Source organism: Nostoc sp. PCC 9305 (genome assembly GCF_963920915.1).
In the GTDB taxonomy this organism is placed as follows: Bacteria; Cyanobacteriota; Cyanobacteriia; order Cyanobacteriales; family Nostocaceae; genus Nostoc.
In genome coordinates this window covers 14,731-38,678 of sequence record NZ_CAWUDN010000076.1, presented here as the reverse complement: position 1 = coordinate 38,678, position 23,948 = coordinate 14,731, and the positions used below count along the sequence as shown (strand labels likewise).

Annotated in this window: 23 protein-coding genes; 12 read left to right on the top strand and 11 right to left on the bottom strand. The window is 42.2% G+C overall.

Going from position 1 to position 23,948, the window contains the following annotated elements; all coding sequences use genetic code 11:
* Positions 1–158: 158 nt before the first annotated feature.
* From ACM0OX_RS24505 to ACM0OX_RS24485, 5 genes are all read right to left on the bottom strand, one after another.
* On the bottom strand, positions 159–506 hold the full coding sequence (locus ACM0OX_RS24505; protein ID WP_414517552.1) for a hypothetical protein: 348 nt from the start codon (positions 504–506) through the stop codon (positions 159–161).
* 11 nt (positions 507–517) lie between these two features.
* A complete protein-coding gene (locus ACM0OX_RS24500) occupies positions 518–1,012 on the bottom strand; it encodes a phage tail protein (RefSeq protein ID WP_322686407.1) in 495 nt (164 codons plus the stop codon).
* Between the two features lie 106 nt (positions 1,013–1,118).
* Entirely contained in the window at positions 1,119–1,574 is a 456-nt protein-coding gene (locus ACM0OX_RS24495) for a phage tail protein (RefSeq protein WP_094331970.1), read from the bottom strand.
* A gap of 143 nt (positions 1,575–1,717) precedes the next feature.
* A complete protein-coding gene (locus tag ACM0OX_RS24490) occupies positions 1,718–3,379 on the bottom strand; it encodes a phage tail sheath family protein (RefSeq protein WP_414517551.1) in 1,662 nt (553 codons plus the stop codon).
* Between the two features lie 30 nt (positions 3,380–3,409).
* Complete coding sequence (locus ACM0OX_RS24485) at positions 3,410–4,249, bottom strand: Pvc16 family protein (protein ID WP_414517550.1); 840 nt, start codon at positions 4,247–4,249, stop codon at positions 3,410–3,412.
* A gap of 259 nt (positions 4,250–4,508) precedes the next feature.
* Between ACM0OX_RS24485 and ACM0OX_RS24480 the strand changes: the two genes are divergently transcribed.
* From ACM0OX_RS24480 to ACM0OX_RS24460, 5 genes are all read left to right on the top strand, one after another.
* The gene (locus ACM0OX_RS24480) at positions 4,509–4,706 is read left to right on the top strand and encodes a hypothetical protein (protein WP_414517549.1); all 198 of its coding nucleotides are present in this window, start codon (positions 4,509–4,511) and stop codon (positions 4,704–4,706) included.
* A gap of 380 nt (positions 4,707–5,086) precedes the next feature.
* A complete protein-coding gene (locus ACM0OX_RS24475) occupies positions 5,087–6,208 on the top strand; it encodes a sensor histidine kinase (protein ID WP_414517548.1) in 1,122 nt (373 codons plus the stop codon).
* A 73-nt stretch (positions 6,209–6,281) separates the two neighbouring features.
* Positions 6,282–6,962, top strand: a complete 681-nt coding sequence (locus ACM0OX_RS24470) for a response regulator transcription factor (protein ID WP_334839003.1) — start codon at positions 6,282–6,284, stop codon at positions 6,960–6,962.
* On the top strand, positions 6,955–9,138 hold the full coding sequence (locus ACM0OX_RS24465) for a substrate-binding domain-containing protein (protein ID WP_414517547.1): 2,184 nt from the start codon (positions 6,955–6,957) through the stop codon (positions 9,136–9,138). The genes ACM0OX_RS24470 and ACM0OX_RS24465 overlap by 8 nt, the downstream gene beginning before the upstream one ends.
* Positions 9,116–9,757, top strand: coding sequence for an FHA domain-containing protein (locus ACM0OX_RS24460; protein ID WP_414517546.1), 642 nt, complete (start codon positions 9,116–9,118; stop codon positions 9,755–9,757). Before ACM0OX_RS24465 ends, ACM0OX_RS24460 begins: the two co-directional genes overlap by 23 nt.
* Before the next feature lie 581 nt (positions 9,758–10,338).
* Here the strand turns inward: ACM0OX_RS24460 and ACM0OX_RS24455 are convergent.
* Entirely contained in the window at positions 10,339–12,687 is a 2,349-nt protein-coding gene (locus tag ACM0OX_RS24455; protein WP_414517545.1) for a GNAT family N-acetyltransferase, read from the bottom strand.
* Positions 12,688–12,921: 234 nt separating this feature from the next.
* Positions 12,922–13,149 carry a hypothetical protein gene (locus ACM0OX_RS24450; RefSeq protein WP_414517544.1) on the bottom strand — a complete coding sequence of 76 codons (228 nt, stop codon included), beginning with the start codon at positions 13,147–13,149 and terminating at the stop codon, positions 12,922–12,924.
* An 828-nt stretch (positions 13,150–13,977) separates the two neighbouring features.
* Between ACM0OX_RS24450 and ACM0OX_RS24445 the strand changes: the two genes are divergently transcribed.
* On the top strand, positions 13,978–15,072 hold the full coding sequence (locus tag ACM0OX_RS24445; RefSeq protein WP_414517543.1) for an anthranilate phosphoribosyltransferase family protein: 1,095 nt from the start codon (positions 13,978–13,980) through the stop codon (positions 15,070–15,072).
* Here ACM0OX_RS24445 and ACM0OX_RS24440 read toward each other — a convergent pair.
* Both ACM0OX_RS24440 and ACM0OX_RS24435 read right to left on the bottom strand, forming a co-directional pair.
* The gene (locus ACM0OX_RS24440; RefSeq protein WP_414517542.1) at positions 15,044–16,468 is read right to left on the bottom strand and encodes an LCP family protein; all 1,425 of its coding nucleotides are present in this window, start codon (positions 16,466–16,468) and stop codon (positions 15,044–15,046) included. The genes ACM0OX_RS24445 and ACM0OX_RS24440 overlap by 29 nt on opposite strands.
* A 286-nt stretch (positions 16,469–16,754) precedes the next feature.
* Positions 16,755–17,096 carry a hypothetical protein gene (locus tag ACM0OX_RS24435; RefSeq protein WP_414517553.1) on the bottom strand — a complete coding sequence of 114 codons (342 nt, stop codon included), beginning with the start codon at positions 17,094–17,096 and terminating at the stop codon, positions 16,755–16,757.
* Positions 17,097–17,340: 244 nt separating this feature from the next.
* On the opposite strand from ACM0OX_RS24435, the gene ACM0OX_RS24430 reads away from it, so the two are divergent.
* Both ACM0OX_RS24430 and ACM0OX_RS24425 read left to right on the top strand, forming a co-directional pair.
* Entirely contained in the window at positions 17,341–18,507 is a 1,167-nt protein-coding gene (locus ACM0OX_RS24430) for an AI-2E family transporter (protein ID WP_414517541.1), read from the top strand.
* A 337-nt stretch (positions 18,508–18,844) separates the two neighbouring features.
* Positions 18,845–19,150: an SDR family NAD(P)-dependent oxidoreductase gene (locus tag ACM0OX_RS24425; RefSeq protein ID WP_414517540.1), complete on the top strand. Its 306-nt coding sequence runs from the start codon at positions 18,845–18,847 to the stop codon at positions 19,148–19,150.
* Here the strand turns inward: ACM0OX_RS24425 and aroQ are convergent.
* Entirely contained in the window at positions 19,094–19,753 is a 660-nt protein-coding gene (gene aroQ, locus ACM0OX_RS24420) for a gamma subclass chorismate mutase AroQ (protein WP_414517539.1), read from the bottom strand. The two genes, ACM0OX_RS24425 and aroQ, sit on opposite strands and share 57 nt — an antisense overlap.
* A 604-nt stretch (positions 19,754–20,357) precedes the next feature.
* Here aroQ and ACM0OX_RS24415 point away from each other — a divergent pair.
* The 3 genes from ACM0OX_RS24415 to ACM0OX_RS24405 all read left to right on the top strand — a co-directional run bounded on the left by ACM0OX_RS24415 (position 20,358) and on the right by ACM0OX_RS24405 (position 22,100).
* On the top strand, positions 20,358–20,846 hold the full coding sequence (locus tag ACM0OX_RS24415) for a GNAT family N-acetyltransferase (protein ID WP_194045000.1): 489 nt from the start codon (positions 20,358–20,360) through the stop codon (positions 20,844–20,846).
* A gap of 33 nt (positions 20,847–20,879) precedes the next feature.
* Positions 20,880–21,557: a ComF family protein gene (locus ACM0OX_RS24410; RefSeq protein ID WP_414517538.1), complete on the top strand. Its 678-nt coding sequence runs from the start codon at positions 20,880–20,882 to the stop codon at positions 21,555–21,557.
* A gap of 87 nt (positions 21,558–21,644) precedes the next feature.
* Positions 21,645–22,100, top strand: coding sequence for a PPC domain-containing protein (locus ACM0OX_RS24405; RefSeq protein ID WP_322693809.1), 456 nt, complete (start codon positions 21,645–21,647; stop codon positions 22,098–22,100).
* Between the two features lie 73 nt (positions 22,101–22,173).
* Here the strand turns inward: ACM0OX_RS24405 and cobS are convergent, their stop codons facing one another.
* Complete coding sequence (gene cobS / locus ACM0OX_RS24400; protein ID WP_414517537.1) at positions 22,174–22,953, bottom strand: adenosylcobinamide-GDP ribazoletransferase; 780 nt, start codon at positions 22,951–22,953, stop codon at positions 22,174–22,176.
* A 376-nt stretch (positions 22,954–23,329) separates the two neighbouring features.
* Here cobS and ACM0OX_RS24395 point away from each other — a divergent pair, with 376 nt between their 5' ends.
* Positions 23,330–23,782: a hypothetical protein gene (locus tag ACM0OX_RS24395; RefSeq protein WP_094347994.1), complete on the top strand. Its 453-nt coding sequence runs from the start codon at positions 23,330–23,332 to the stop codon at positions 23,780–23,782.
* Positions 23,783–23,948: the final 166 nt, after the last annotated feature.

Sequence of the window (23,948 nt, the reverse complement as noted above, 5' to 3'; positions counted from 1 at the left end):
CATTAATGAGTCTTTGAACTCCATTAATGAGTCTTTGAACTCCATTAATGAGCCTCTGAACTCCATTAATGAGGCTTTGAACTCCATTAATGAGTTTTTACTTTCTGCTCTCTGCTCTCCTACTCCCTACTTCTCATTTCCAATGCCCAATGCTCGACTCAATTATGAAGAAGTGCTTCGGGAGAATTTACTGTATCTTCTGGCATGGAAGTTTCGCCTTCCAAGCCATTGATTCGACGGTAAAAATCTTGCAGATAATTTAAATCTTGGGAAAAAAAGTTTTCCACTATTGCAGGTGTCACTTCTGATAAAGCACCTAAGTGGGTAATCACTCGCGACAAGATAATAATTGTGGCATAAACGGGATTCGCTTTAACACGTGGGTCACGCAAGGGTGCAATCTCGTCTATCGCCGTTGATAACCGCATTACACCTTTGCGATGGAGGTTGCCTTCAGAGTCTAGATACCCCTTTGGCAGTGTAAATTCAAACTCTGTGGGAAACATAATTCTCCTAATTATTTCACGCGTTTAAATTCCTCAAAAGCAACCTCCACCTCCTCAATTTCGATGTCATGGCTGCGGGCGTTGACATCGGCAATCTTGTAACTTGCAGGCCAAGCACCGGCTAACTCAAATCTAGCTACTTCTTGATTTGCCTGATTATAAATAGACAAAGCAACAAGTCTACGTTGCTGTGACCAATTACCCTTTTCGACTTTTTCAAACCACTTCCAAAAATCCATAGAGTTGGTAGTACCTCTACGCAGAATGAGATTACCACTCTTGGGATTGCTAGGAAGCTTAGTTCTCACCACCTGACCTTTTGATTGCCCTTTTGTACCCCAAGTTTGAGAAGTGACTTCAGTAATTTCAATAACCTCTTGTGTTCTTTTAAAGCCTTGACACTCCAAAAAGAAACAATTGGCATCGTTTTGACCTTCTAGTGTCAGTTCTAAATAGAACCGATGGGCTGTCAGAACTTCTGGAATTCGGCTTGCGGATTGTACCACTGTTAAATAATTCGTAATTCGTAATTCGTAATTCGTAATGACGCTTGCGGACTCGCTACTGCTACGCTCTAAGCAAAGCTATGCCGCAGGCTTTACCTAATTACGATTATTTGATTCGTTTAATTCCTTCGTGAACCAATTCAACTGTTTCATTTGCCATATCACCACCGGAGGCTGTTAAGGTAGGCCCGGTGTATTTACAGGGATAGCAATTGACAATGTTCCAACGTGCTTTTTCAGAGCCTTGTTGGTCGTAAGCAACCACCGAACCAGTTTTACGATTCTGTGCCCACTTCCGAGGGTCTCCCATGTCTTCGTTACAATCTTGATACCATTTATAAAGGTCTATATCATCAGTGGCGATGACTTTTACTGTAATGTTGGTAAATTTAACAACAGTTGGTGTAGCTTGACGCATTAGTTTAGCGCCTTTAGATGAACCGTGAACTTCTTGCGCTGGTGTATTTTCAACGCCTAGTCCGCTAATTTCTTTGATGAATTTATCAGTAATTCCGTCAGCCTCGAAGTAAAACTTACAAGAGGTTAAAAATTCGCCTGCCATACTTTTAGACTCCTTTGTGTGTAATTAATTTGGGAATGGGGGATGGGGAATTAGGAGTGAAGAGGGGAATAGGTTACAGGTTACAGGGTACAGATTATTCCCTGTCACCTGTCACCTGTCATCTGTCCCCTAATTCCAATGCCCTATTCGCTATCTTCAATGCCATTCCATTGGCTGATGCGGAAAACAACAAATTCAGCCGGTCTGACGGGGCAAACGCCGACTTCGATGTATAAACGTCCTAAAATTCTGGTTTCTGGTGGGTTCAATTCTTCGTCGCACTTGACATAGAATGCTTGGGCTGGAGATGCGCCAAATAAAGCACCTTCACGCCAGATACGCTCTAAGAAGTTGCTCACAGTACGGGTGACACGTGCCCATAAATCTTGGTCGTTCGGTTCAAAAACTACCCACTGAGTACCTAATTCTAGGGATTTTTCGATATAGCTAATTAACCGACGCACACTGATGTAACGCCACTCTGTTTTATCTGGCTCAACTAAAGTGCGTGCGCCCCAAATGCGAATACCTCGGTTGGGGAAGCTGCGAATACAATTTATCCCCAGGGGATTTAATAGTTCTTGTTCGCGGAAGTTTGTTTCATAGCCCAAACCAATTACGCCTCTGGGAACTTCATTTGCGGGGGCTTTGTAAACTCCTCTGGTTTCGTCGGTGCGGGCCCAAACACCCATCACATGACCGCAAGGAGGTACTAAAATTGGATTACCGCGATCGCGTGGATTGGGTACTTTAATCCAAGGATAATAAAGGGCCGCAAACATCGAACGACGGTTAAATCTATTCAACCACTCCACTACTTGTTGCGGTTTGACGGCTTCTGGTGGCGAATCAAGTACAACCATCCGGTTGGGCGGGTTGGGAATATCGCCACTGGCAGAACCCTCGCACATACTAATCATCAGTTCGATGATGCCGTGAACTTGATCTAAATTCAGCACCTGTTCTTGATAAGCCCGCATCACATCAGGACAAGCCAGCATTGTGATTTCATCAACTTCAAAGATACCGCGTACCCCGGTGCGATCGTCTCTAACCCCTTCTAAATTTTGTGAAAATCTATCGGGTGGGGCAGCGACAATGGGCGGTGCTAGTTCATATTGACCATTCACGGGACGACGAGCTAAAGGTTGTCCGCTTTGAGTTATGTCTTCTACAGTGACATACATGGAATTTCTCAATGCCGCCAGCGCATAAGTCGCCGTTTGACCAGCAGGTTCGCGGTTCATTGTCAAGTTCTCGTATTCCTCTAGAAGCTCATCTCCCCGACGAATTTGGATGGTAAAATATTCACCTGTATTTGGAGGCGCTTCTCCTTCAGTACCTTCGGGTAGGGCGCGGGGCGAACCATCAATAATTACAATATTTACTAATCCACCTGCTGCTTGTTCAGCACGCAAAGTAAAGCGGAGGGCTGGACGATTACCTCTAGAGTTAATTCTGAGGGTAGCTGGTTCTGGATTTGCGGGTCTGGGTGCGTTTGGTAACTGAGTCCCAATGCTTGTTACCCAGCAACGACCGCCACCATTCATAAAGTAGCCGTAGACTGAAAAGGGTAAATAGGCGTTGAAGTCGGTGAAGCCGTCAGAGTTGGGACGGGCAAAGTAGTTTAAAAATTGCGTCCAAGTGGTTACTAGCATGGGCTTGTATAATTCAGCCCCACCGCGAACGTCTTCTGTAAAGCCTACAAATCCGGCAACTGCTGTGCTAACACCTTCAATTGGTCGGCTACCCCGGTCAATTTCTTCGATGTAGACACCAGGAGCAAAGTAATCAAGTCTAGCCATGAAAGTTTCTCCAAGTCAGTAAAAATCTAATTATTCAGGAGTTAGAAATATTTCTTTGAAAGTATTACTTTGGTTATCTACCAATGCATTGACGTTTTGGGGTAAATAGCCAGGATGATTCAGAGTCAAAACATAATTACCTAAATGAAGGTCTTCAAAAAAGAACAGCCCTTCTTTAGTAGTTGATATGGACTTGTCAGTTCCTCTCACAGCCACTTCTGTCGCTACCAACGGCAAATTTGTCACCGCACTTTTGACAACACCCGCGATCGCAACTCGTCTGGTTAATACTAAACTGTCACTATCGCGAGACAATTGATTTCGCAAATTGAAAATTCGCTCCCAAACCAAAGGCACTGGAGTCGGTTGTGGCTCGAAGGGTATTGTGACTGTCAAATATAAGGCTGAACGCAATGGCACACTGAGAGCGCTCCATAAAGAGCCAATTTCAATTGGCGGCTCTAAGGCAACTGTCATGTTCAAATTACCATAGCCGCGTAATTCAGGAACCAAAAACTCCTCTTCCAAGGTGCGATGGCGCAACAGCACAGTCAATGCCTCACTAATAAAGTGATGCTCCCCTAAAGCTGTTCTATCCCAGGCTGTTAATAGCAGCGAAACATCAAACCAAGCGGGTGCCCAATTTACAGTGGCAGGTTGTAGAGCGCGTGTTAGCTTGCGTTCTACTTGCCTGCCAGAATGTTGTACCTGCTTACTCTCACGTATATCAAAAATGTATAAATTGAGAGTCGGGCCTGCTCCCTCTTCCCTCCGATTACCAGGATGGCTAAAGTCAATTTGCTCTGTACTGGTAAGTGAGGTTCCTCCAGCGAGAATTTCGGCTAAAGTTTGAAGAACGAAGATAAGCATGAAGATGTTCTGCTGGTAGCTAATCCAGATGCCTCTACAGTATATGTATCGGGCTTCTAAAGTTAATTAGACTTTTGTCGATATTTTTTAAATCGGGTATTGGGTCAAGAATCCGTAAAGCAGCAACTTCAGTTTGTAGATTAAGCTGGAGCAGTTCTTAATTAGACGCACTACATTTTTTTCTTGTGGGGTGGGCTGAAAAGCATTGGTGTCTTAAGGCAGAAGCCCAAATGTCAAAGGTATATTCATTGAATTCGGGGTGTCGTTTATCGAATTCGGGCAGCCGTTTATCGAATTCGGGGTGTCGTTTATTGAATTCGGGCAGCCGTTTATCGAATTCGGGGTGTCGTTTATTGAATTCGGGCAGTCGTTTATTGAATTCGGGCAGCCGTTTATTGAATTCGGGCAGCCGTTTATTGAATTCAGGCAGCCGATTATTATTTTTGTTCAATTTTAATTTGAGGAGGATAAAACCTAAACACAAAAAGACTTTTCATCCAGTCCCCAGTCCCTAGCTATACTAGTTGACCCTAGTGATTTCATCTTAACTTGACACTAATGGCTGAAAAGCCGACCCAAGTAGTCCATTAAGCTAACGAAAGCTTGGGTACGGAGTAAGTATTTCAGTGCTTAACATCAAGATTAAAGTCTTTACTACAAACTTGTTTACACAGCAAAGTTAGCTTGATATACATGTGAATACAAACCTTAATAATTATTTGTATGAATTATCCCAAAAGATAACTTAACAAAAAAATAAACATTACCGAGACTGCATAATTTTATACTGGTCAGCAGAAGGGTAAAAACATTTAGTTGCAAAAAGCGAGTGAAGCTATGACACTAGGCTTTTCTGTACAAAAACTAGACAATGGCTCTAATTATTTGAGTTCCTCAGACATCCAAAGCTTTTGTCAGCTTGAGTCTGAGCAGTTAACTAGTCAGTATCCGATTTTTTTCGCTCGAATTGTCTATCATGATTCATTATTGAGAGCTAATCAAGAGGTGATAAGTTATAGTCAAGACCAAGTTCCTTTTTCCCCAAAAACTTTAGCTTATTTGCGTTCGGAAGCATGGCTGACAGATTTTCCGCCTGCTTTGACTTTACAGGAATTTAAGCTTAAGGGCTTTTCATGTATTTCTTATATTTGCCCCATATCCTATAGAAATCAAAAAATTGAATATATTCAAATCATTACTCATGAGCCTCTCTCGTCGAGTTTACAATTATATGTAAAACGCTCTGCTATGTTGCTGAGTAAATATGTAGATATTTCCTTAGATTATGGCAGACAAAAAACTGAAATTAAACTCCTAGAAGATATCTTGCATCGAGTCGGTCATCAATTGCGTAACTCTCTAGGACTTATAGGATTGTATGCACATAATCTCTGCTTAGGTTTAGAGGATAGCCCTTGGCAAGAGCAAGCAACAATCATCGGCGAAAGTATCCAAGATTTAGATACTAATTTAAACGAACTGATTGATTGCGGTCAAAGTGCAAAATTAAGGGTAACACTTCAAGATTTAAGAAGTTTAGTAGTTGAAAGTATTGCAAATTTGCAACCTTTAATTAATCAGAAAAAACTTAAAATATTGATTCCCGATACATCGACAATACTGAAGATAGATAGATTACAAATGAAACAAGTTTTTGATAATATCCTCAGTAATGCTGCTCATTTCAGCCCTAATTCAGGAACTATTACCTGTAGCTGGCAAATTTTCCAAGATGAAGTTTTAATTAAAATCTCCGATCGAGGGCCAGGATTGTCTCAAGAAGACTTACAAAAAATATTTACCCCATTTTATTCCCGACGGAAAGGAGGTACAGGACTGGGTTTGACTATTGCTAAAAAAATTATTTTAGATCATCAAGGAAGTATCTGGGCACAAGTCTTATCAGAAAGTGGGGCACAATTTTCGATGATTTTGCCTCGTTCAAGGAGCGTGAATTAATTTATAATTCGTAATTCGTAATGACGCTCGCGGACTCGCTACCGCTACGCTAACGTAATTCGTAATTAAAGATATGGCTAATGATAATAATAAACTTTCAGTTTTACTCGTAGATGACGAAGAAAGATTTCGTCAAGGATTACGTACTCTCCTAAATTTTTATAGTATTAATTCTGCCTTACCTGTAGAAGTTATTGGTGATGCAGATTCTGTTGAGCAGGTTTTAAAGTTTACAACCCAGAAGTGTCCAGATTTAATTTTGCTGGATATGCAATTGAAAGGATGTGATGGAATTACAGTTCTGGCACGTCTTAAAGAAGCTGCTTACACTGGCAAGGTTTTAGTATTGTCGGCTCATCAAGAAGACGACTGGATTTTTAGAGCGATGCAGGGAGGAGCCGCAGGTTATGTATTTAAAAATCGTGTGGCAACCCAATTGTGTGAAGCTATTGACACTGTAACTAGGTCAGAAATTTATCTACCTTCAGAAGTTGCTAGTCGATTTTTCCGGTTTTTTCAGGCTTATTCAGATTCTTGTGTAAAAGCATGTCATGAGGTGCATTTAACCGAAAGAGAGCAAGAGGTTTTATACTGGTTAACTCAAGGTGCTTCTAATGAAGAAATCGCGAAACATTTATATGTAACAGTTGCTACTGTTAAGGCGCATCTCACCAGTATTTTTGAAAAATTGAAGGTTACTAGCCGGACTCAAGCGATTGTGACTGCCCTCAAGTTAGGATTAGTTCATGCTTGAGCGCGACTTAAGTAGTCGGCGCAATTCACGAAACTTTTTGTATATGGCTTCATTTGAATCTTTTTATCGAGAATACCCCTGCTCGTACAATTCTCCCTTAAGTTGCGATCGCCCCTTCCAAACGGCGCAGCAAATCAAGGGTGCTAAGTTTTGCTTGGAATGTGGTTTTCCAGCAACTTTACCACAGGAGGGTGAGATTAAAGGAAGTCAGGGAACTTATCAAATAACTAGTTTTGTCGGCGTGCGAGGTTTAGGCCGTTTATACTCAGGTGTTCAACTTAAAGACAAACAACCTGTAATCATCAAAGAATACCTGCTCCCCAATCGTTCTTTTAATGAAAGTGAGACTCAAAAGCGGAAAGAGACTTTTAAACGGGTGGGTGGGGTAAGTTTAGCCGATAGTCGAATTCAAAACTTCCGTTTGGTGGAAACCAAAGAAGCGATCGCAGATGAAAAAGGAGAACGCTGCTATCTTATTACTCAAGGAATCGAATCATCCCAAACTTTAGGTAAATATCTCATAGAAAAGGGAGCAATGACATCTCTTGAGGTGCGTGAAGTCCTAAATCAAGGTTTACAAACTCTCCAGTTTCTCCACACTCAAAAGCTGCGTTTTCCCTCCAATCAAACACAACTGGGTATCACTCACGGCAATATCAATTTAGACAGTACTTTAATTAAAGTAGAGAATAATCAAAAGTTTTCTATATACTTTTGTGATTTAGCTATCTGGGAAAACTTATTTATTCCCCCAATTATTCCTCAACCTGCTCCCGCCAGACCTGAGCAAGATTTAGAATCATTAGGATTATTAGCCTTTTATTTATGGGTAGGGCGGACAACTAATTTTTCATCTAACCAGCCTCTCGACCCTAGAGATAATCAGCAATGGCCGGATAACGATAGCTATTTAAAGCAGTTTATTTATCGTTTAATTGGGCTGGAAACTCCTTTTGAGAGTGCAGAAGCGGCTCGTAAAGCACTACTAGAACTTTCTCAAGAAGATCGTGCTAAAAGTTCAGCACGTTCTACAGCTTCTCAAGAAATAAAAAAGCCTTTGCCAATGCCCTTAATTTTGCTAGTAATCCTATTTTTATTACTACTTGGTGGAGGAATTTGGTATTGGCTTTGGGGTAGGAAAACAGATAATCCTAATCAATATATCCAATGGTCTAGACTTGTGCGGAATTTCTCAGAAGTACCCAACGTTCCTTCTGGACAATTTACCTACACAGGAGAAAAAGATAGTACGTGGAGTTTTGTTTTAACGCAATTAGTGGACAACAGCCGTTTAGGAGATTTATTGACCAGGCCAAAGCCAGATGCAACAGCAACATTTGACTATAAATCTGTTCTGTCATCAAATATAAATAATCCGATTAAAAGTATCGAAGAAGTCCAAACAAACAAAAAAGATTTTGCAATTACTAGTTTGGTAGACAACATTACAGATAAACTTGCGAAAAAAGCAGTAGCCTATGATGGTTTACTTGTTTTTGTCGCATTTAATAAAAGAGACTCAAATCTTGCCAATGCTCTTGGGGGGCAAATCAATCTTGAGCAATTGCGTCAAATTTACACAGGCAAAATTACTAATTGGCAGCAGATTAATCCCAAACTTCCAAATCTGCCTGTGAAACCTTTTGCCCCAACTGAACCGGAAGCAATCAGTAAATTTCAACAAATAGTTCTGCCAAATGCCCCTCAAGACGAAGCTTTATTTGCAGCGAAAGTTACTAAACTTGATACAACAAAAACCCAAAATCTAATACGCAGTGAAACTTTAGATGGGCGAACTACTGGTATTATCAGTTTTGGGATTATTAGTAAAACTTCGAGTCAGTGTACTGGCTATCCTCTAGCGATCGCAGATACTAAAAAGTCCGCTATTCAACCTCTGTTTCAAAAGCGCGATCGCCGCTCAATTAATCCCTCAGATGATTTGTGTCAACATGATGATTATTATGTTGATGTCACAACTTTCCAAAGCTACGCCTTGGGATACCCTATTTTTGTAGTGTACCCTAAAGACAGCAACCGCCTGCCTGGTGGTTCTACATTTGCCCAGATGCTAACTACTCGTCAGGGTCAGTGTTTACTTAGTAAAGTAGGTCTTGTAGCTTTACAACCTATGCCTGATGATATAAAGTCTTATGCCTGCAAATCGGTGCCCTAATCCTAGTTGCGAATATTTTAACCGCGCCCTGCCTAACAATGCTAAGGTTTGCCCTTGGTGTTCCACCCCTGTGGGTAATGTAGTTTCTCCTACACCACAACCACCTAGTCAACCTCCACCTATTCAACAACAACCTAGTCAACCACCTGTTCAGTATCAGCGGCCGCCTACAGACCAACCTAACTACCAAGCTCCCCAACAAGCCCCCACTGATTATTCAACAGTCTATCAGCCACGAGTTTCCTATCAACCAACGCCACCTGTTTATACCCCTCCGCCTCAAAGAGCGCCAGCCTTAAAGCTGATTCATAGCACTGGCAGAGAATTTCATCTCATTGGGGAAGGAGGTTATATTGGTCGCCGCAGTCAGAGTCCAGGAATAGCGCCGCCAGAAATTGACTTGACCGGCATTCCCAGTGAGGGAATAGTCTCTCGTCGTCATGCGCGAGTCGATTGGGACTGGTCGCAAAATTCTTATATGATTGTTGATATGAGTACAAATGGTATTTATTTAAACAACAATCCTCTGACTCCCGGTATGCAGTATCGCATACTCAACGGTGATTTGCTGCGATTTGGTCAAGATAACCTAGTTAATTTCACTATATACGTAGTGTAGTTTTGCCGCGATGAATCGCCATCTCTACAATAGACCTCTTGCATAAATCAAAAATAAGAAAGAACCCCACCCCGCCAAAGCTACGTTTTGTCTCCCCTCCCCGCTTGCGGCTATCCATTAGTCACATCTTTCTTTACAATCTTGAAACGCTTGTTTTGTAGGCATCTTGAACACTGAGGTGTCAAACATACTTGACAGATTGGCTCTTAGTCTTCTCGCTAAAATTAGGTTTTTATTGAGAATTGACGACGAACGAATCAGGGTTAGAAAAAGCGTGAGTGAATACTCTCGTAAATGTTGAGAAAGATCCGGGTAATGGATAGCCGCTTGCGGGGAGGGGGTTGGGGGTGGGGTGTTAGGGACTTTTGCAAGAGGTCTAATAATCAGTCGTTTTGTAGAGACGACGATTTATCGCGTCTTTGTGATGATTTAACGTGAGTTCGACTGTTGATAAAGCCTGAAAAATTTGACAGGTATAGGTTTGAAGAATTAACGGACTTGAAAGAGTCCTGAGTTTATTAATAATCAAGTCAATAAAGTGCTATACATCTTACAGCGATTTTCAATCGGGCACTTGGCTTCTATTGTTTCGCAATACTGACCTTAATTTTAATACCATCCTCTTCTTGCAGTGCTTGGCGTAGACGATCGCGAACCTCTGTCAAATCTGATTTTAGTCCGATCGCTCGCTGATAGTATTTGATTGCAGCCTTCATATCTCCTGATTGGTGGTGAACCTTGCCCAAATCGTAATTGAGTGCAGCATAGCGATCTCGATCCGCTGCCGATAGCTTGTCTTGTGCATAGAGGACGGTTGCGATTCCTACCTCGGCTTCAAGGTAGTTGGGTCGCAAGGCTTGGGCGCTTTGGTAATGTGCGATCGCGTTGTCCAAGTCTCCTTGTTCTTCTAGGGTAAATCCTAGATGATAGTGAACTTCTGGTTGGTTTGGATTTAAGACGAGAGATTGCTGATAGTATTCTGTTGCAGCTTCTAAATCATCTGCCTGTTTGCAGTGGTTGCCTAACTTATAATTGAGGGCAGCAGAATGCGCTTGTTTTTCTAAGGGCAGCTTTCCCTGAGCATAAAGAGCATTCGCTAAACTCACTTCGGCTTCAAGATAGTCTGGTTGCAAGGCTTGGGCGCTTTGGTAATTTGCGATCGCATCGTCCAAGTTTCCTAGTTTTTGGAATGTGATGCCCAGGTGATAGTGAGCATCTGCTAGAGTGGGCTGCATTGTGATCGATTGGCGATAGTATTCGATCGCAACCTTGAAATCACCTACCTGTTTTCGTTTGGTACCCAATTCATAGTTAAGGGTGGCGTAATGCAGCTGCTTTTCTGGGGGTAATGTTCCCTGAGCGTAGCGGGCATTTGCCAAAATTACTTCTGCTTCGATGGAGTTGGGCTGGAGTTCTTGGGATTTTTGGTAATGTGCGATCGCAGCTTCCCATTGATTCTGTTGCTGCAACGTATAGCCAAGATTATGATGGATTGCTGATGAAAGCATTGAGGATTCGGAGGGGAGTGCTAAAGCTTGCTCATAGGCTGCTTCTGCTTCTGGTAATTGATTTTGAGCTTGATACAAGTTGCCTAAACTAAACCAGGCTTTCACATCTTGAGGTTGCAGTTCAAGGACATCTCTGAACAACTCTTCAGCGATTGAGTACTTTCCTTTCTGATGCATCAAGATTCCTAACCGATAGAGTGCGCCTGGGTGTTGAGGTTGCATGTTGAGAATTTGACGATAGCCTTGCTCTGCTCGATCGAGTCGGTTGGTTTGTTGGTAATGGATAAAACGGTGGAGCGCTTCCGGAATTGTTCTTAAATTTAGCGCTTGATTTTGGTGCGATCGCTTGGACTGGATCGCCATAGTTTTGATCTGACGAGCTTTAGCGCCAAACGAAAACTTGTATGCCTCGTTGCCCATCAGGAAATCATAGACTTTAAATTTATTTTCGATCGCATGTTGAATCCCGTAAGCATGAAGAACCAGACCAGAAGAAAACTCTTTCACGGTGTCGTCACGACCTGCAATAAAGAAGAGAGCCGTTTTGCGATCGTAATCCATTAGGTTGGCGATCGCGCCCAACGGTTGTTTCCCTTGCCAGAGAACTGGTAAGTATAAGCTTTGGTGTTCAAAGCTATGACGCAAAACCAACCTGATATTCTCTGTAGCTTTTTTGCAGTAGTCCGCGCCTTTTCTGCCTTCCCAATTGGTTTGCCAAAATCCTAAGAGGATCTCTAGATGAACATCTAAATTCTCTGCGTTGACCTGAGTCAGGTGGAACTCGTTGGAGCTTTCAACTTTTCTCAAGAGGCGTCTAATTTTCTGTCGAGTGTTGGAGCTAACGACGGTTTGCAGGTACTCTTCCCAGTCGTCTGGCAAAGCGATGTACGGAACAATGCTATTGTCGATTTGATCTACGAAATCGCTCAACCGTTCCTGTTGTGCCAATTCAAAGGTTTCTGTGGAGAACTGATCCAGGAACCGGCTCATTCGACATTTGCTCGTTTGAATATTGTCGACTTCAAAAATAGACCAAGTTTCCTGTTGTTGCTGAAAGAATTGGGCAAAGGCAGAAGTGACCGCTGCTTCGTATTCTGGCAAGCAAATAAACCCAAGATGCTCTGAATCTGCAACTCCCATCATCGAGATATGACTCTGGAGCCAGCCTTCGGGATGTTCTGCGACCCCAATTTCTAGCGGAAAAAATGCCACATACTCTGAAGTTGGGGCAGTTGATTTTGCCGCTAATATAAACCACGCGGCACGGGAATGGCTGCACAATCTTTTCAGTACACCAGATAGCCAAGTCCAAGACAAGAAGAATTGAGCTTCAGGATCGGTTTTGTATACAAAGTCCCAATGGTTTCTAATCGTTTGAAACGTTTCAAAATTATCAACGATCTCAATTTCGATGTCTTTCATACTGATTTTTTGGCAGATGCAAGGTGACGCAATTGCAAAAAATCTTCTGATTCTTGAAAGCGGCCAAGTATCGCTTTCAAGAGCCAGGAGATTTGTAAACTATCAAAAGCTCAAGTGGAAGAACCCAGGTTTGCAAGTATGAGGTTGCGGTGATTCCGAAATGGTAGAAAAGGTAAGCTCCGGCGCGCTGGAAGGTTACACAACCATTTGGGTTACGCAACACTCACTCAATTTCTAGTGTTTGACATTGACATAGACCTTGACCCACTTGCTCCACTTACCCCACTTACCCCACTTTTCCCAGTCTTTGTCTTTGTCTTTGTCTTTGTCTTTGCCTTTGCCCCAGTCTTTGCCTTTGCCCCAGTCTTTGTCTTTGCCTTTGCCGTAGTCGCCACCGCCTACTACAGTATTTGAATCTGCGGATTCAGCTTGCTCTAAGTATGTCAAGTCGTTAATAATCATTTAGATTTCTCTCCTGAATCAAAAGTGATTTGTGTTACATGCTTTAGTCTTGACGCGTCAACTATACTTGGACTTGGGACAAGAAATTTCTTTTCTTATAAGTGTAGAAAAAACCTGGATTGTTGCGGCGGCGACCGCACTTACACGAATGACGTGCTAGGATTTCTTGCCCTCAGGCGTCTGCTGTTTTATAACTAGCAGTAATTAAGCATGTAACACAATCTATCTAAAGTAGTATAAAAATTTTGGTTCTTCAGCAGATTAGGATGCCAAATACGTCTGTAAATCAGCTTGGAACCTTTGCTGGGTAATAATAAAAGTCGTTATTCTTAGCGTTTTAGGCTTGATAATGAAATTGATGCCAACTAAAACTGCCTGTAAGTTCTGATGATCAATGTATTTTACGGACTTTAGACATCGTAATGTTTTCAATTGAATTGTCAAGTTAATTGCGGGTTTTACCGAGGCAATTTTAGATTTTAGATTTTGGATTAAATGAAAATCTGAAATCTAAAATCTTTGGTCTCAAGCCTCTGGTTTCACGGAGAAAAAAAACAAAAAATTTTCAATATTTAAGCCTCTTATTTATAAGGAGAGGTTAATCCAAACATCGTAAATTGATTGACTGCTTATACTTATTTGCTTTAACAACCATTTCTTGATATCTACCGCAAGACTTACCTGCTCAATATCCTGCTATTTTTAGTTAGTCGAACTCGCATTTCTTTATTAAATCCAAAATCCAATATTCGGTCATGAGTCATTTTCGGTTATCACGAAAGACAAAGGACAATGGACACATGACGGTGGACAGAGGACAAAGGAAAAATGAGCAATGTATTTCGGGAATTTCTACAAAAAGTAGGCAGCGGAAACCACACAGCCGAGAATTTAACTCGCGCCCAAGCAGCCACCGCTACTAAAATGATGCTGTTGGGTGAAGCGACACCAGCCCAAATTGGGGCGTTTTTGATTGCTCATCGAATCAAGCGTCCAACGGGAGAAGAGTTAGCTGGAATGTTGGATGCTTATGAGGAACTGGGGCCAAAATTGCAACCCATAGCCTCTGGACGACCAGCGATCGCTCTTGGCATACCATACGATGGTAGGACACGCACAGCACCAATTAGTCCTGTCACAGCTTTATTACTTGCCGCAGTTGGACAACCAGTGGTAATGCATGGTGGCGATCGCCTACCAACGAAGTACGGCTTACCGCTGATAGATATTTGGCAGGGTTTAGGAGTCGATTGGACTACTTTACCCCTAGCACAAACTCAACAAGTGTTTGAGCAAACCGGAATCGGCTTTATTTATCTACCTCAGCATTTTCCCTTAACTACAAGTATTTGGGAGTACCGCGACCAACTTGGCAAACGTCCGCCGTTGGCGACAATGGAGCTAATTTGGTGTCCTTATGCTGGGGATGCTCACGTAATTGCTGGGTTTGTCCATCCGCCGACAGAAGGGATGTTTCAGATAGCTTTAGGACTGCGAGGAGTGACAAAATTTACATTAGTCAAAGGATTGGAAGGTAGTTGCGACTTACCGCGCGATCGCACTGCAATCATCAGCTTATCTTCATCCGTAGCACCCCAAGAGGTAGAACGATTGCACCTCGTACCGCGCGATTACGGCTTTACTACCAAGAACGTACCCCTTGGAACTACTGAAGAACTGGTGGCGGATATTCAAGAGGTTTTGGCAGGTAAACCAGGTGAATTGATGCAAACAGCCTTGTGGAATGGCGGATTTTATCTATGGCGGAGTGGTATTTGTTCAGATATGGCAGAGGGTTTAGCTAAAGCAGAAGAATTATTAACCAATGGTGTAATAGCAGCTAAACTCCAAGAACTTAGCCAGGTAATACATTCAGTGTCAGCAGATATACCATTTAGGGTGTCAACGACTTCTCCAAAATAGATTTTTGTTCCAACCAATCTTTACCTACTTGGATACTGATATCTGAGCCAAGGTTGCCAGTGCTTTCCACGCGCACTTCGCCAAATCCCAAAGTGCTGCGAATTGACTCGGCACTGTCACCGTCTCCCTGTTGGGCGACAATATGAGTTACGTCTAGAGGTTCGCCCCATGCCTTGGCCACATAGATATTGCGATATCCAGATTTTTCTAAGGCTCTAATTAATGGTTGCAAGTTAGAGCGATCGCCACCTGTACTATCTTGAATTGCTACACGCAAAGAGCGGGGGTTAGTTGTAGTTGCCAGCTGTTCCTGTTCTGACTCCAAACCAAAGTGTTGAGCCATCAGTTTTGCAATCCCATCTTTGTTGGGCAACCAATAGCTAGCATCATACTCGCCTTTCTCGCTAAAGCGACCTGGCAGCATTAACATTTGCATATTAGAGCGATTTGTCCGCACCCCAAAACCCATTAGCGCCACTAACTCTTCAACCGTCAAGTTAGTATCAATGTGATCTTTCACGACATCAAGAACTTTAGGTAATTGAGCAACAGTAGCTGGGTTGAGTGTTTGATCCATCAAAGCACGCATGACCATTTGCTGGCGCTGAATCCGGCCAATATCACCGAGTTCGTCATGGCGAAAACGCAGCAATTGCAGTGTCTGCTCGCCGTTGAGATGCTGCTTACCAGCCTTCAAATTGATGTATAAATGCTGAGAATCATCTTGATATTTCATATCTTTAGGGACGTAAACAGTCACGCCACCCAAAGCATCAATCAGCTTGGCAACTCCCAAAACGTTAATTCGGATATAGCGATCGATTCCCGCTCCTCCTAAGAGATTACTGACAGTTCTGGCAGTCAAAGCTGGCCCGCCTTCAACGTTGGCAGCATTAATTTTTTTTACTCCATACCCCTCTATTTGTGTGCGGGTATCTCTGGGAATGGAGAGCATATTTATTTTTTTCGTCTCTGGATCGAATTTGACCAAGAGCATCACATCAGAAAGACCATCAAAAGAGTTGACTTGGGGCAGGTATTTGAGATTTTTGGTTTCTTCAGGAGGGTTTTGGATATCTGGGGGAAGTACACTCATTCCCATCACCAAAAGATTTACTGGACGAGTTAATTCTGAAAATCGCAGCACACCTCCAGAAATGCGATCGCTATCAAAGGCCGCCTCATCCTTTGGAGTTAGCTGCGCTTGTTGCAAAGGCGTACTGGTTAAAGACACTGCTAAAAGCGCCCCCGCTGTTGCAGATACCATCGCAATACCACTCATACCTACCCAAAACCACAGCCAACGTCCTGATGTCGAGTTTTGGGGAATTTTTTTATTGGACTTTGAGGCTTTTCCCGACTGGTTTTCTTCCGCCGAACTTCTTTGAATGGTCACAGACTTCCTCACACTTACTCACTAATCAAATTCAGTAATTTTGCAGACTAAAAACACCCAAACAAATCAACCCATAATAGCTAACTCTTAATTATCGGTGCTAACTTTTTTAATGTAGTGTCAACCACAACACTTATAGCAGCATTTATTCTTTTTTTGGGACAACCTGGAGATGTTTTACTGAAGTATGGCAATAATAAACTGGATTTGACTAGATATATAGATAAATCAGCCAGAAATTTTCCAAAATTCAGTAAAAACACCGACAATTTGTCACCTTAAAAAATTAAGATAAATACTTCCCAAGCACTCGTTCAGCTAAATTACTAAACCCTGGTAAACGACTAGATTTGCCTTGCATTAGGCGCAAAATCAACCAAATACTTACTAAAAAGTAACCTGAAGTGAGAAAGCTATTAAGGATAAATAGACGTAGCGGAAAAAAATCTGAAGTTGCTGCTCCGGTAGCTAATAATAGATAACTCAACAACCAAGTAAGTGCCAAAGTAATAGACAGACGACTAATAGCAAGTTGTTCCCGATTACCCTGGCCCCGATAGAGAGCCCACAAGGATGGAAAAAAGCCGACGATCGGAACTAAATGTAAAAGCAGCTGTGTTTTGGGCATTGGAGATGGGGCATTATTATTCTCCCCCTGCTCCTTTGCTCCCCTGCTCCTCTGCTCCTCTGCTCCCCCGCTCCCCTGCTCCCCCGCTCCCCCGCTCCCCCGCTCCCCATTCTCTTTTGGTTCAAAATTCTTCATTGGGGTTAGTCTAACTCCTAAACTAGAAGGATGAATAAGACTCATATAGTTAGAGATAATAAGCTGTAAAGAAAAATTTCATCTAGTTCTATTCCGCAATCAGCTCAAAATGCAGACACGTAAGCTACTCGACTGGTGGCAAACATTTACTCCAATAGCGCGAATCGGGGCGATCGCGCTATTCGCTCCGCTGCTAGTTATCAATGGTTGGGCAATTTCGGTATTTTTCAATTATTTCCATTCTCTCATAGTCATTTTAGTCGGAGCCTCAGTGCTAGCATTTCTGCTCAACTACCCCGTGAGCTGGATGGAGCATCATGGTGCTAGGCGAGAGCAAGTTGCTATTTTAGTATTTCTCTTGGCTTTATCGATTTTATTGGCGTTGGGTGTGACACTTTTTCCCTTGGCTCTTACCCAAGCACAACAACTGGTGGCGCGTTTGCCAGATTTAATCGACTCTGGACGCTCTCAGTTAATGATCTTAAACGGAAAAGCTGAGACTTTTGGCTTACCGATTAACCTCGATGCTCTGGTGGTGCAAATCAACGATCGCGTCAAAGGACAATTACAAGCGATCGCCGGACAAGTTTTAAATCTAGCTGTACTCACAGTTACTAGTCTGCTAGATATTCTCTTGACGATGGTTTTGACTTTTTATCTTTTACAGCATGGGGGTGAACTCTGGGAAAGTTTAGTCGAATGGCTACCTAATAAATTTCGCGAGCCTTTCTCTAAAACAGTCCGCCTAAGCTTCCAAAATTTCTTCATCACCCAGTTGATTTTATCTACCTGTATGGCTTCAGCCCTTATTCCTACCTTTTTGTGGCTGAAAGTGCCATTTGGATTGCTATTCGGACTAACTATTGGTCTAATGGCTCTTGTCCCCTTTGGCGGTTCTGTAGGCATTGCAATGACTACACTGTTGGTAGCGTTGCAAGATTTTTCAATGGGTGTGAGAGTGTTGATCGCAGCGGTAATTGTACAGCAAATTCTCGAAAACTTAATTGCCCCCCGAATTTTAGGCAGTTTTACTGGTTTAAATCCAGTTTGGATTTTAATTTCGGTCTTAACAGGGGCAAGAATTGGCGGACTGTTGGGTGTAATTGTGGCAGTACCTACAGCTGTTGTGATTAAGACTGCTTTAAGTGCCTTGCGTCCTGGTAGCGGGATAAACGACAGCGCCACTGGGGAGATAACTGCATCCATCCCAGGAAATGAGTCCTCGAAAGCCGACGCCAACAAAACTTTGAGCATTTCTGAAGCAACATTGCCTTAATACAAGAAGGCAGGAGCAGGAAGTGTATCATCAGTTATTTATCAGGAACGGTAAGGGGCAAGGGAAAGGATAAAAAGCTATTGCTCGTATGGTGGGCAACTATTATCAACCCTTTACCCCTCTTATTTATTTATTAAATTCTGTTGCGTAAGTCCTGTTTAATATAAAAGATTTTCCAAATACTGTGAAAAGTCAATCCTTGCCACAAAACCTAGATGCCAATTGGTGTTTTGCTTCGATGTTCTAGATAGCCAAGATCCGAATGGGTGCGTTCTCGTTTTTTCGCAACCCGTTTCTGACAACTTTTTCAAACTCAACAACTACGGCACTCATAATCATGAAAAAACTAGAAGGAAAAATTGCAGTCGTTACGGGTGCATCCAAAGGAATTGGTGCCTCTATTGCCAAACATCTGGCAGCCGAAGGTGCAGCAGTTGTCGTCAACTATTCATCTAGCAAAGAAGGAGCCGATCGCGTTGTCGCCGAGATTCTCAGCGAGGGCGGTAAGGCGATCGCACGCAGTACAGGCAAATGTTGCAAAAAAGGCAGAGATCGAACATCTTTTTGCAGAGACGCAGCAGGTATTTCATTTAGGGAAGGAAACCACTTTGCAAGAAGCGCTTTTAAATTGCAGCAGCGGTGAAATTGCTAGGTTCTGCACTTGCCGATCAATACCATCTCCCTGAATAATCACTTGGGAACGTGACTGAATTAATTCCTGTATCTGTGGGCAACCTAGAACAAAAGTCAGTTCTGTTAAAGCAAAGAGAAATTCTGTGTTTAATTTATCTAACGATGGTCGCAATGTCTGGTTTAAGTCTGGCACGTTAGCAAAAGATTTAATGCCTTGCTTTTGCCAGTTTTGAAAATCAGCGGTTTGGATGATTTTTCCTGCTTCTATTTGTGCTTGAAAAAATGCTGTAACTCTATCGGGTTCTAGACTATGGGTTGTAGCTTGTTGTCTAACCTTTAATAGTAACTCTTGTTCGCGCTTTAGATCCTCAATCGGACGTTTTTGATTCCATTTCCAACGGGCTACATCATGTGCAATTAACAATCGCTGCTGGATCAATTTTAGTAATTTATCTACAGGTCGTTGTTGTTCTGCCCTCGTAATAGCTTGGGGATTTACTAATTTTACCGATCCAGAGTTCTGGGCAGCAACAACTGTACTACTGAAAAAAAGCCCAAAGAAAATGATAATGACAAACAACAGTGGATACTTTCTAAAAAAACTTAAATTCATCTCAAAAAGTTTATACACCTGGCTACTTAGTAGGAATTCTCAGCTCAGTAAATATATAGGAATACAGTATTTTTAATCTCCAACAAAATATCTCATAGTTACTGACAAAAAGCAAATTCCGGCTTATACGGGTATTGAGGAAATACATCATCAAGTTACCGAAAACAAAAAGGATACAAGCCCATAAATTTATTTATGGTTACTGAGCTTGTCGAAGTATGGGGATCAATAATACAAGAATTTTGAATTCGGAGCGATCGCCCTTGACGTCTCGTAGAGAAGCGACGTGACCTCACCATGTTCGGGAAACGGAATGTAATAAATCGCACAATAGAGTTGCTGTTATGTACAATTCTTGACGGGTTAAGGTCATAAACAATTTGTCAATCAGTAATAGTTGGCAAGAATACACTTGGTTGTGCATTGATGAGATAGGTAGATGTAGAGCCGATTTATTTGTTAAAGATGACTTTTCTCAATACTGGCACAATTTACGCCTTGAGAGTACAGGCGGAAATGAACTCTGCAAGAATTGCTATTTGCTGAGTAAATTGGGATATAGATGCGGAAAATTTTTCTGGGTAAACTTGACCAGCAAATGGTAATGAAAAACTATTATCAAGATTTTTTAATTCGTGATTGGGTGAAAAGCGATCGCACAAGAGCCGCTGAAGTCATCAGTTATGTATTATCAGAATACGGTCTGGCTTGGGAACCCAAGGGTGCTGACCAAGATGTGCTGCGAGTCGAGGAATGTTATTTGGCTACTGGGGGAGAGTTTTGGGTAATTGAACACCAAAGTCAGTTAGTAGGTACTGGAGCATACTACCCCATACACCGAGGCGAAAAAGCTGTAGAAATCCGCAAAATGTATCTTTTACCCAGCATCAGGGGTTTAGGATTAGGGAAATATTTGTTACAACAGCTAGAAGCAGCGATCGCAAAGCGTGGTTTTCAACAAATTTGGATTGAAACCGCCAGTGTTTTGGTGGAAGCAGTCAAGCTGTATGAAAGCAATGGCTACACTCCAGCAACAGGAGTAGAAACAACAAGATGCGATCGCGTGTATGTTAAGTCATTGGTCAAAGACTAATGACTAATGACCAATGACAAAGGACAATTCTAAATGCACGCTTGGATTAAAAATCTCACAGGCTTACTCAATCTTTTTCTCCAATCCCATTGCCCTCTATGTCAACGCGCAACTTCCCAAGAATTCTGTCAGAACTGCACCAGACAACTGCAAAAATGTCAACGTAAAGACCCGATTTCTCTATGGCAAGAGCCTATACCTGTGTTTGGCTGGGGGGAATATGGTGGCCCGGTGAAACGAGCGATCGCAGCGATGAAATACGAAAATCAACCCCAAATAGCTCGTCCTTTGGGTCAATGGTTAGGGGAAGCATGGTTGTTAAATTCACCGAGGCGGGATAGCCAGCCTGTAGTAGTTCCTATCCCACTCCACGCTAGCAAACAAAAGCAACGTAAATACAATCAAGCCGCACTGATAGCACAAAGTTTCTGTGAAATAACCGGATTAAAATTGAAACTAAACGGTTTAGCAAGAGTGCGGGAAACTGAAGCGCAGTTTGGTTTGTCGGTATCTAAACGAGAAAAAAACTTGAACCAAGCTTTTGCTATTGGGCAAGAATTTCGCCATCGTCCTCCAAATGTCCCAGTGCTGTTAGTGGACGACATTTATACTACTGGTGCTACTGCCAGGTCTGCTGTGCAAACACTTCGTCAGTATGGAATTGTGGTCTTAGGATTAGTAGCTGTAGCCACTGCTGTCAAAGACGGATAAATTAAGAAGTAATGGGCAAGCTTTGACAGATAAATGCATAACATTGATCGAATTACCCTATTTTTGTAGAAAAATTGCTTGAAATGTATGAATAAAGTTTTTGCGGCAGGTTTAAAACAACTCATCATCATTCCTGCCACATTGCTGGCAATAAGCATTAGTACGAGTGCAGCTTTTGCTCAAAATAAATTGTATAGTCCAATACCTTTATCTAACAGTACTGAAATTGACGATCGCCTCTCAGACAAAGACATTCCCACCGGTCAAGGTGGGTTTGCCCGTGATTATACAGTGAAGTTACAGAAAGGTGATAATTTAGCAGTTGACCTGTCATCAGAAAACTTTGACAGCATCATCACACTGCTGGCACCTGATGGTTCAACTCTGGCAGAAAATGATGATGGCCCTGATGGTAGTAGCAATTCCTTACTATTTACTCGCATCGTAGAGACAGGGAATTATGTTATTCGCGTCCGGTCTTTTGGAGAAACTGGGGTTGGGGCTTTTAAACTCAAAGTGACAAAGTTGCAACCGATTAAATAGAGTTAGGAGTTAGGAGTTTGGAGTTTGGAGTTTGGATTTGGATTTTTAACTCCTCACTTTTCACTCCTCACTCCTAACTTCCTACAGCGGTCAATGCGCAGAGAAATAAGGCTTCAGTCCACTCAACAACTGCGCCGTAGGTATCTCCTGTGTGTCCGCCTAGTTTGTGGTTGAACCATGCGCCAGTTAAAGTGGCGATCGCACTTCCAACAACTATGATTGTCAGTGCGAGAAATAGCTGTTGTTTATCTATTAGCCAAAGTAAACCACTCAAACTAGACAACAACAACAATCCCGGTAACAAATCTTTGTAAGAACGAATGGCTTGTTTGTGAAGCGCGCCTTTACCAGTTGCTTTCAGATAAGGATATCGGGCGATCGCTAGTTGCTGTCCCCAACGTCCCCAGCCACAAGCAGCCATCAGCAACAAGCAACGGTTTTCTGGCATATCCGTCAAAGCTGTTATTTTCAGTATCACTAAGGCGATCGCAGCCATTGCTCCAAAGGCTCCTGTAGCACTATCTGCCATTACCTCCAGTCGCCGATCTGGGTCGCCCACTGCTAAACCATCGGCAGTATCCATTGCCCCATCTAAGTGTAATCCTCCAGTTATGGCAATCCAAACACTTACTACCAAAGCACTACGAGTTAACACGGGCATACCAATATAATCCATCCCCGTATCCAGAAACCCTAAAATTCCCCCAATTATCAGCCCGACAAGCGAAGCAAGAAGTGCCACTCCCCGAAAGTCCAATCCGTTTAAATACGGCAGTGGAATTGTTGTGTAAAATATGATACTGGCTGCCAGCTTTAACAGCAGCTTTTTCCACCACTGTTGCTGTTTCGTCATCTGAATTACATTAATTTTTGGTAAATTGCTGGATAATAGTCATAATTTCGGTATGACCGACATCAGTAGACTTTAAAACTTTAAATAAGATTTACTTCCATTAAACATTGTCGTTGAAAATTTTGTTATGCTGGTCTAAGTGGTAAATAAATAGTTTTGAGTATTTTTTTATACAAAAACGATTAACTTAGGAAGTTAAAATTTCATTAAGGAGCAAAATTTGTGTTTTGTATTCGTTAACTAAAAACTTACTCCAAATTATTAGACGATTGCCCCATAAAATTGATATTTTTTTAAATGTAGGGAGTAAACAAGCTATTCAATTATGACAGTTTAGCTATGTTGTTGCTCTCCTTAGCTCAATCGCAATTTTCCTATGAGTCACCATCTACCCGACACCAGGATACCAGCTCCGTGCATTATTAACACGGGCATCATTGTGAATAAGCTCGACATCCGGCGATTGCTGGCAGATTTAGGTCGAGTCCACTACATCTACACCCAAGAAGATAAGGTACTGAGCGAGGGTGAAGGGGATGTGATGGAAGTTTTTGCCAATCCGCAAAGGTCTACCTTAGTAGCTAACCGCGCGCTATATCTGAATGTTTGTAGTTTTGATTACTTGGAACTAAAACAGTCGTCGCAACAAGAAACCTACTTCGATTTGATGCAAGAAGGAGTGTGTCTGCGGTTAATTCCCCGATCGACACCTTTACAAGAGCGACGAGAGCGAAGCTTCAATGTCAGCGCCATAGAAGCGATGATGGAACAAGTACTCTCAGCCAGGTGGGATGCAGAAATTGACGATGACTGTTCTGATTCTTTCTAAATAACAATTATTTAGAGTATATACTCGTAAAGTTGGTAACTAAGTTAGTAATGAATGCTTAAGTGTTCGCTAAAACTCAATTACCAATTTTGATGTTTGGTCATAATTTAGCCAAATAATATTAATTTTGCCCTAATACCATTTGGTTTTATGGCTGCTAGTACAG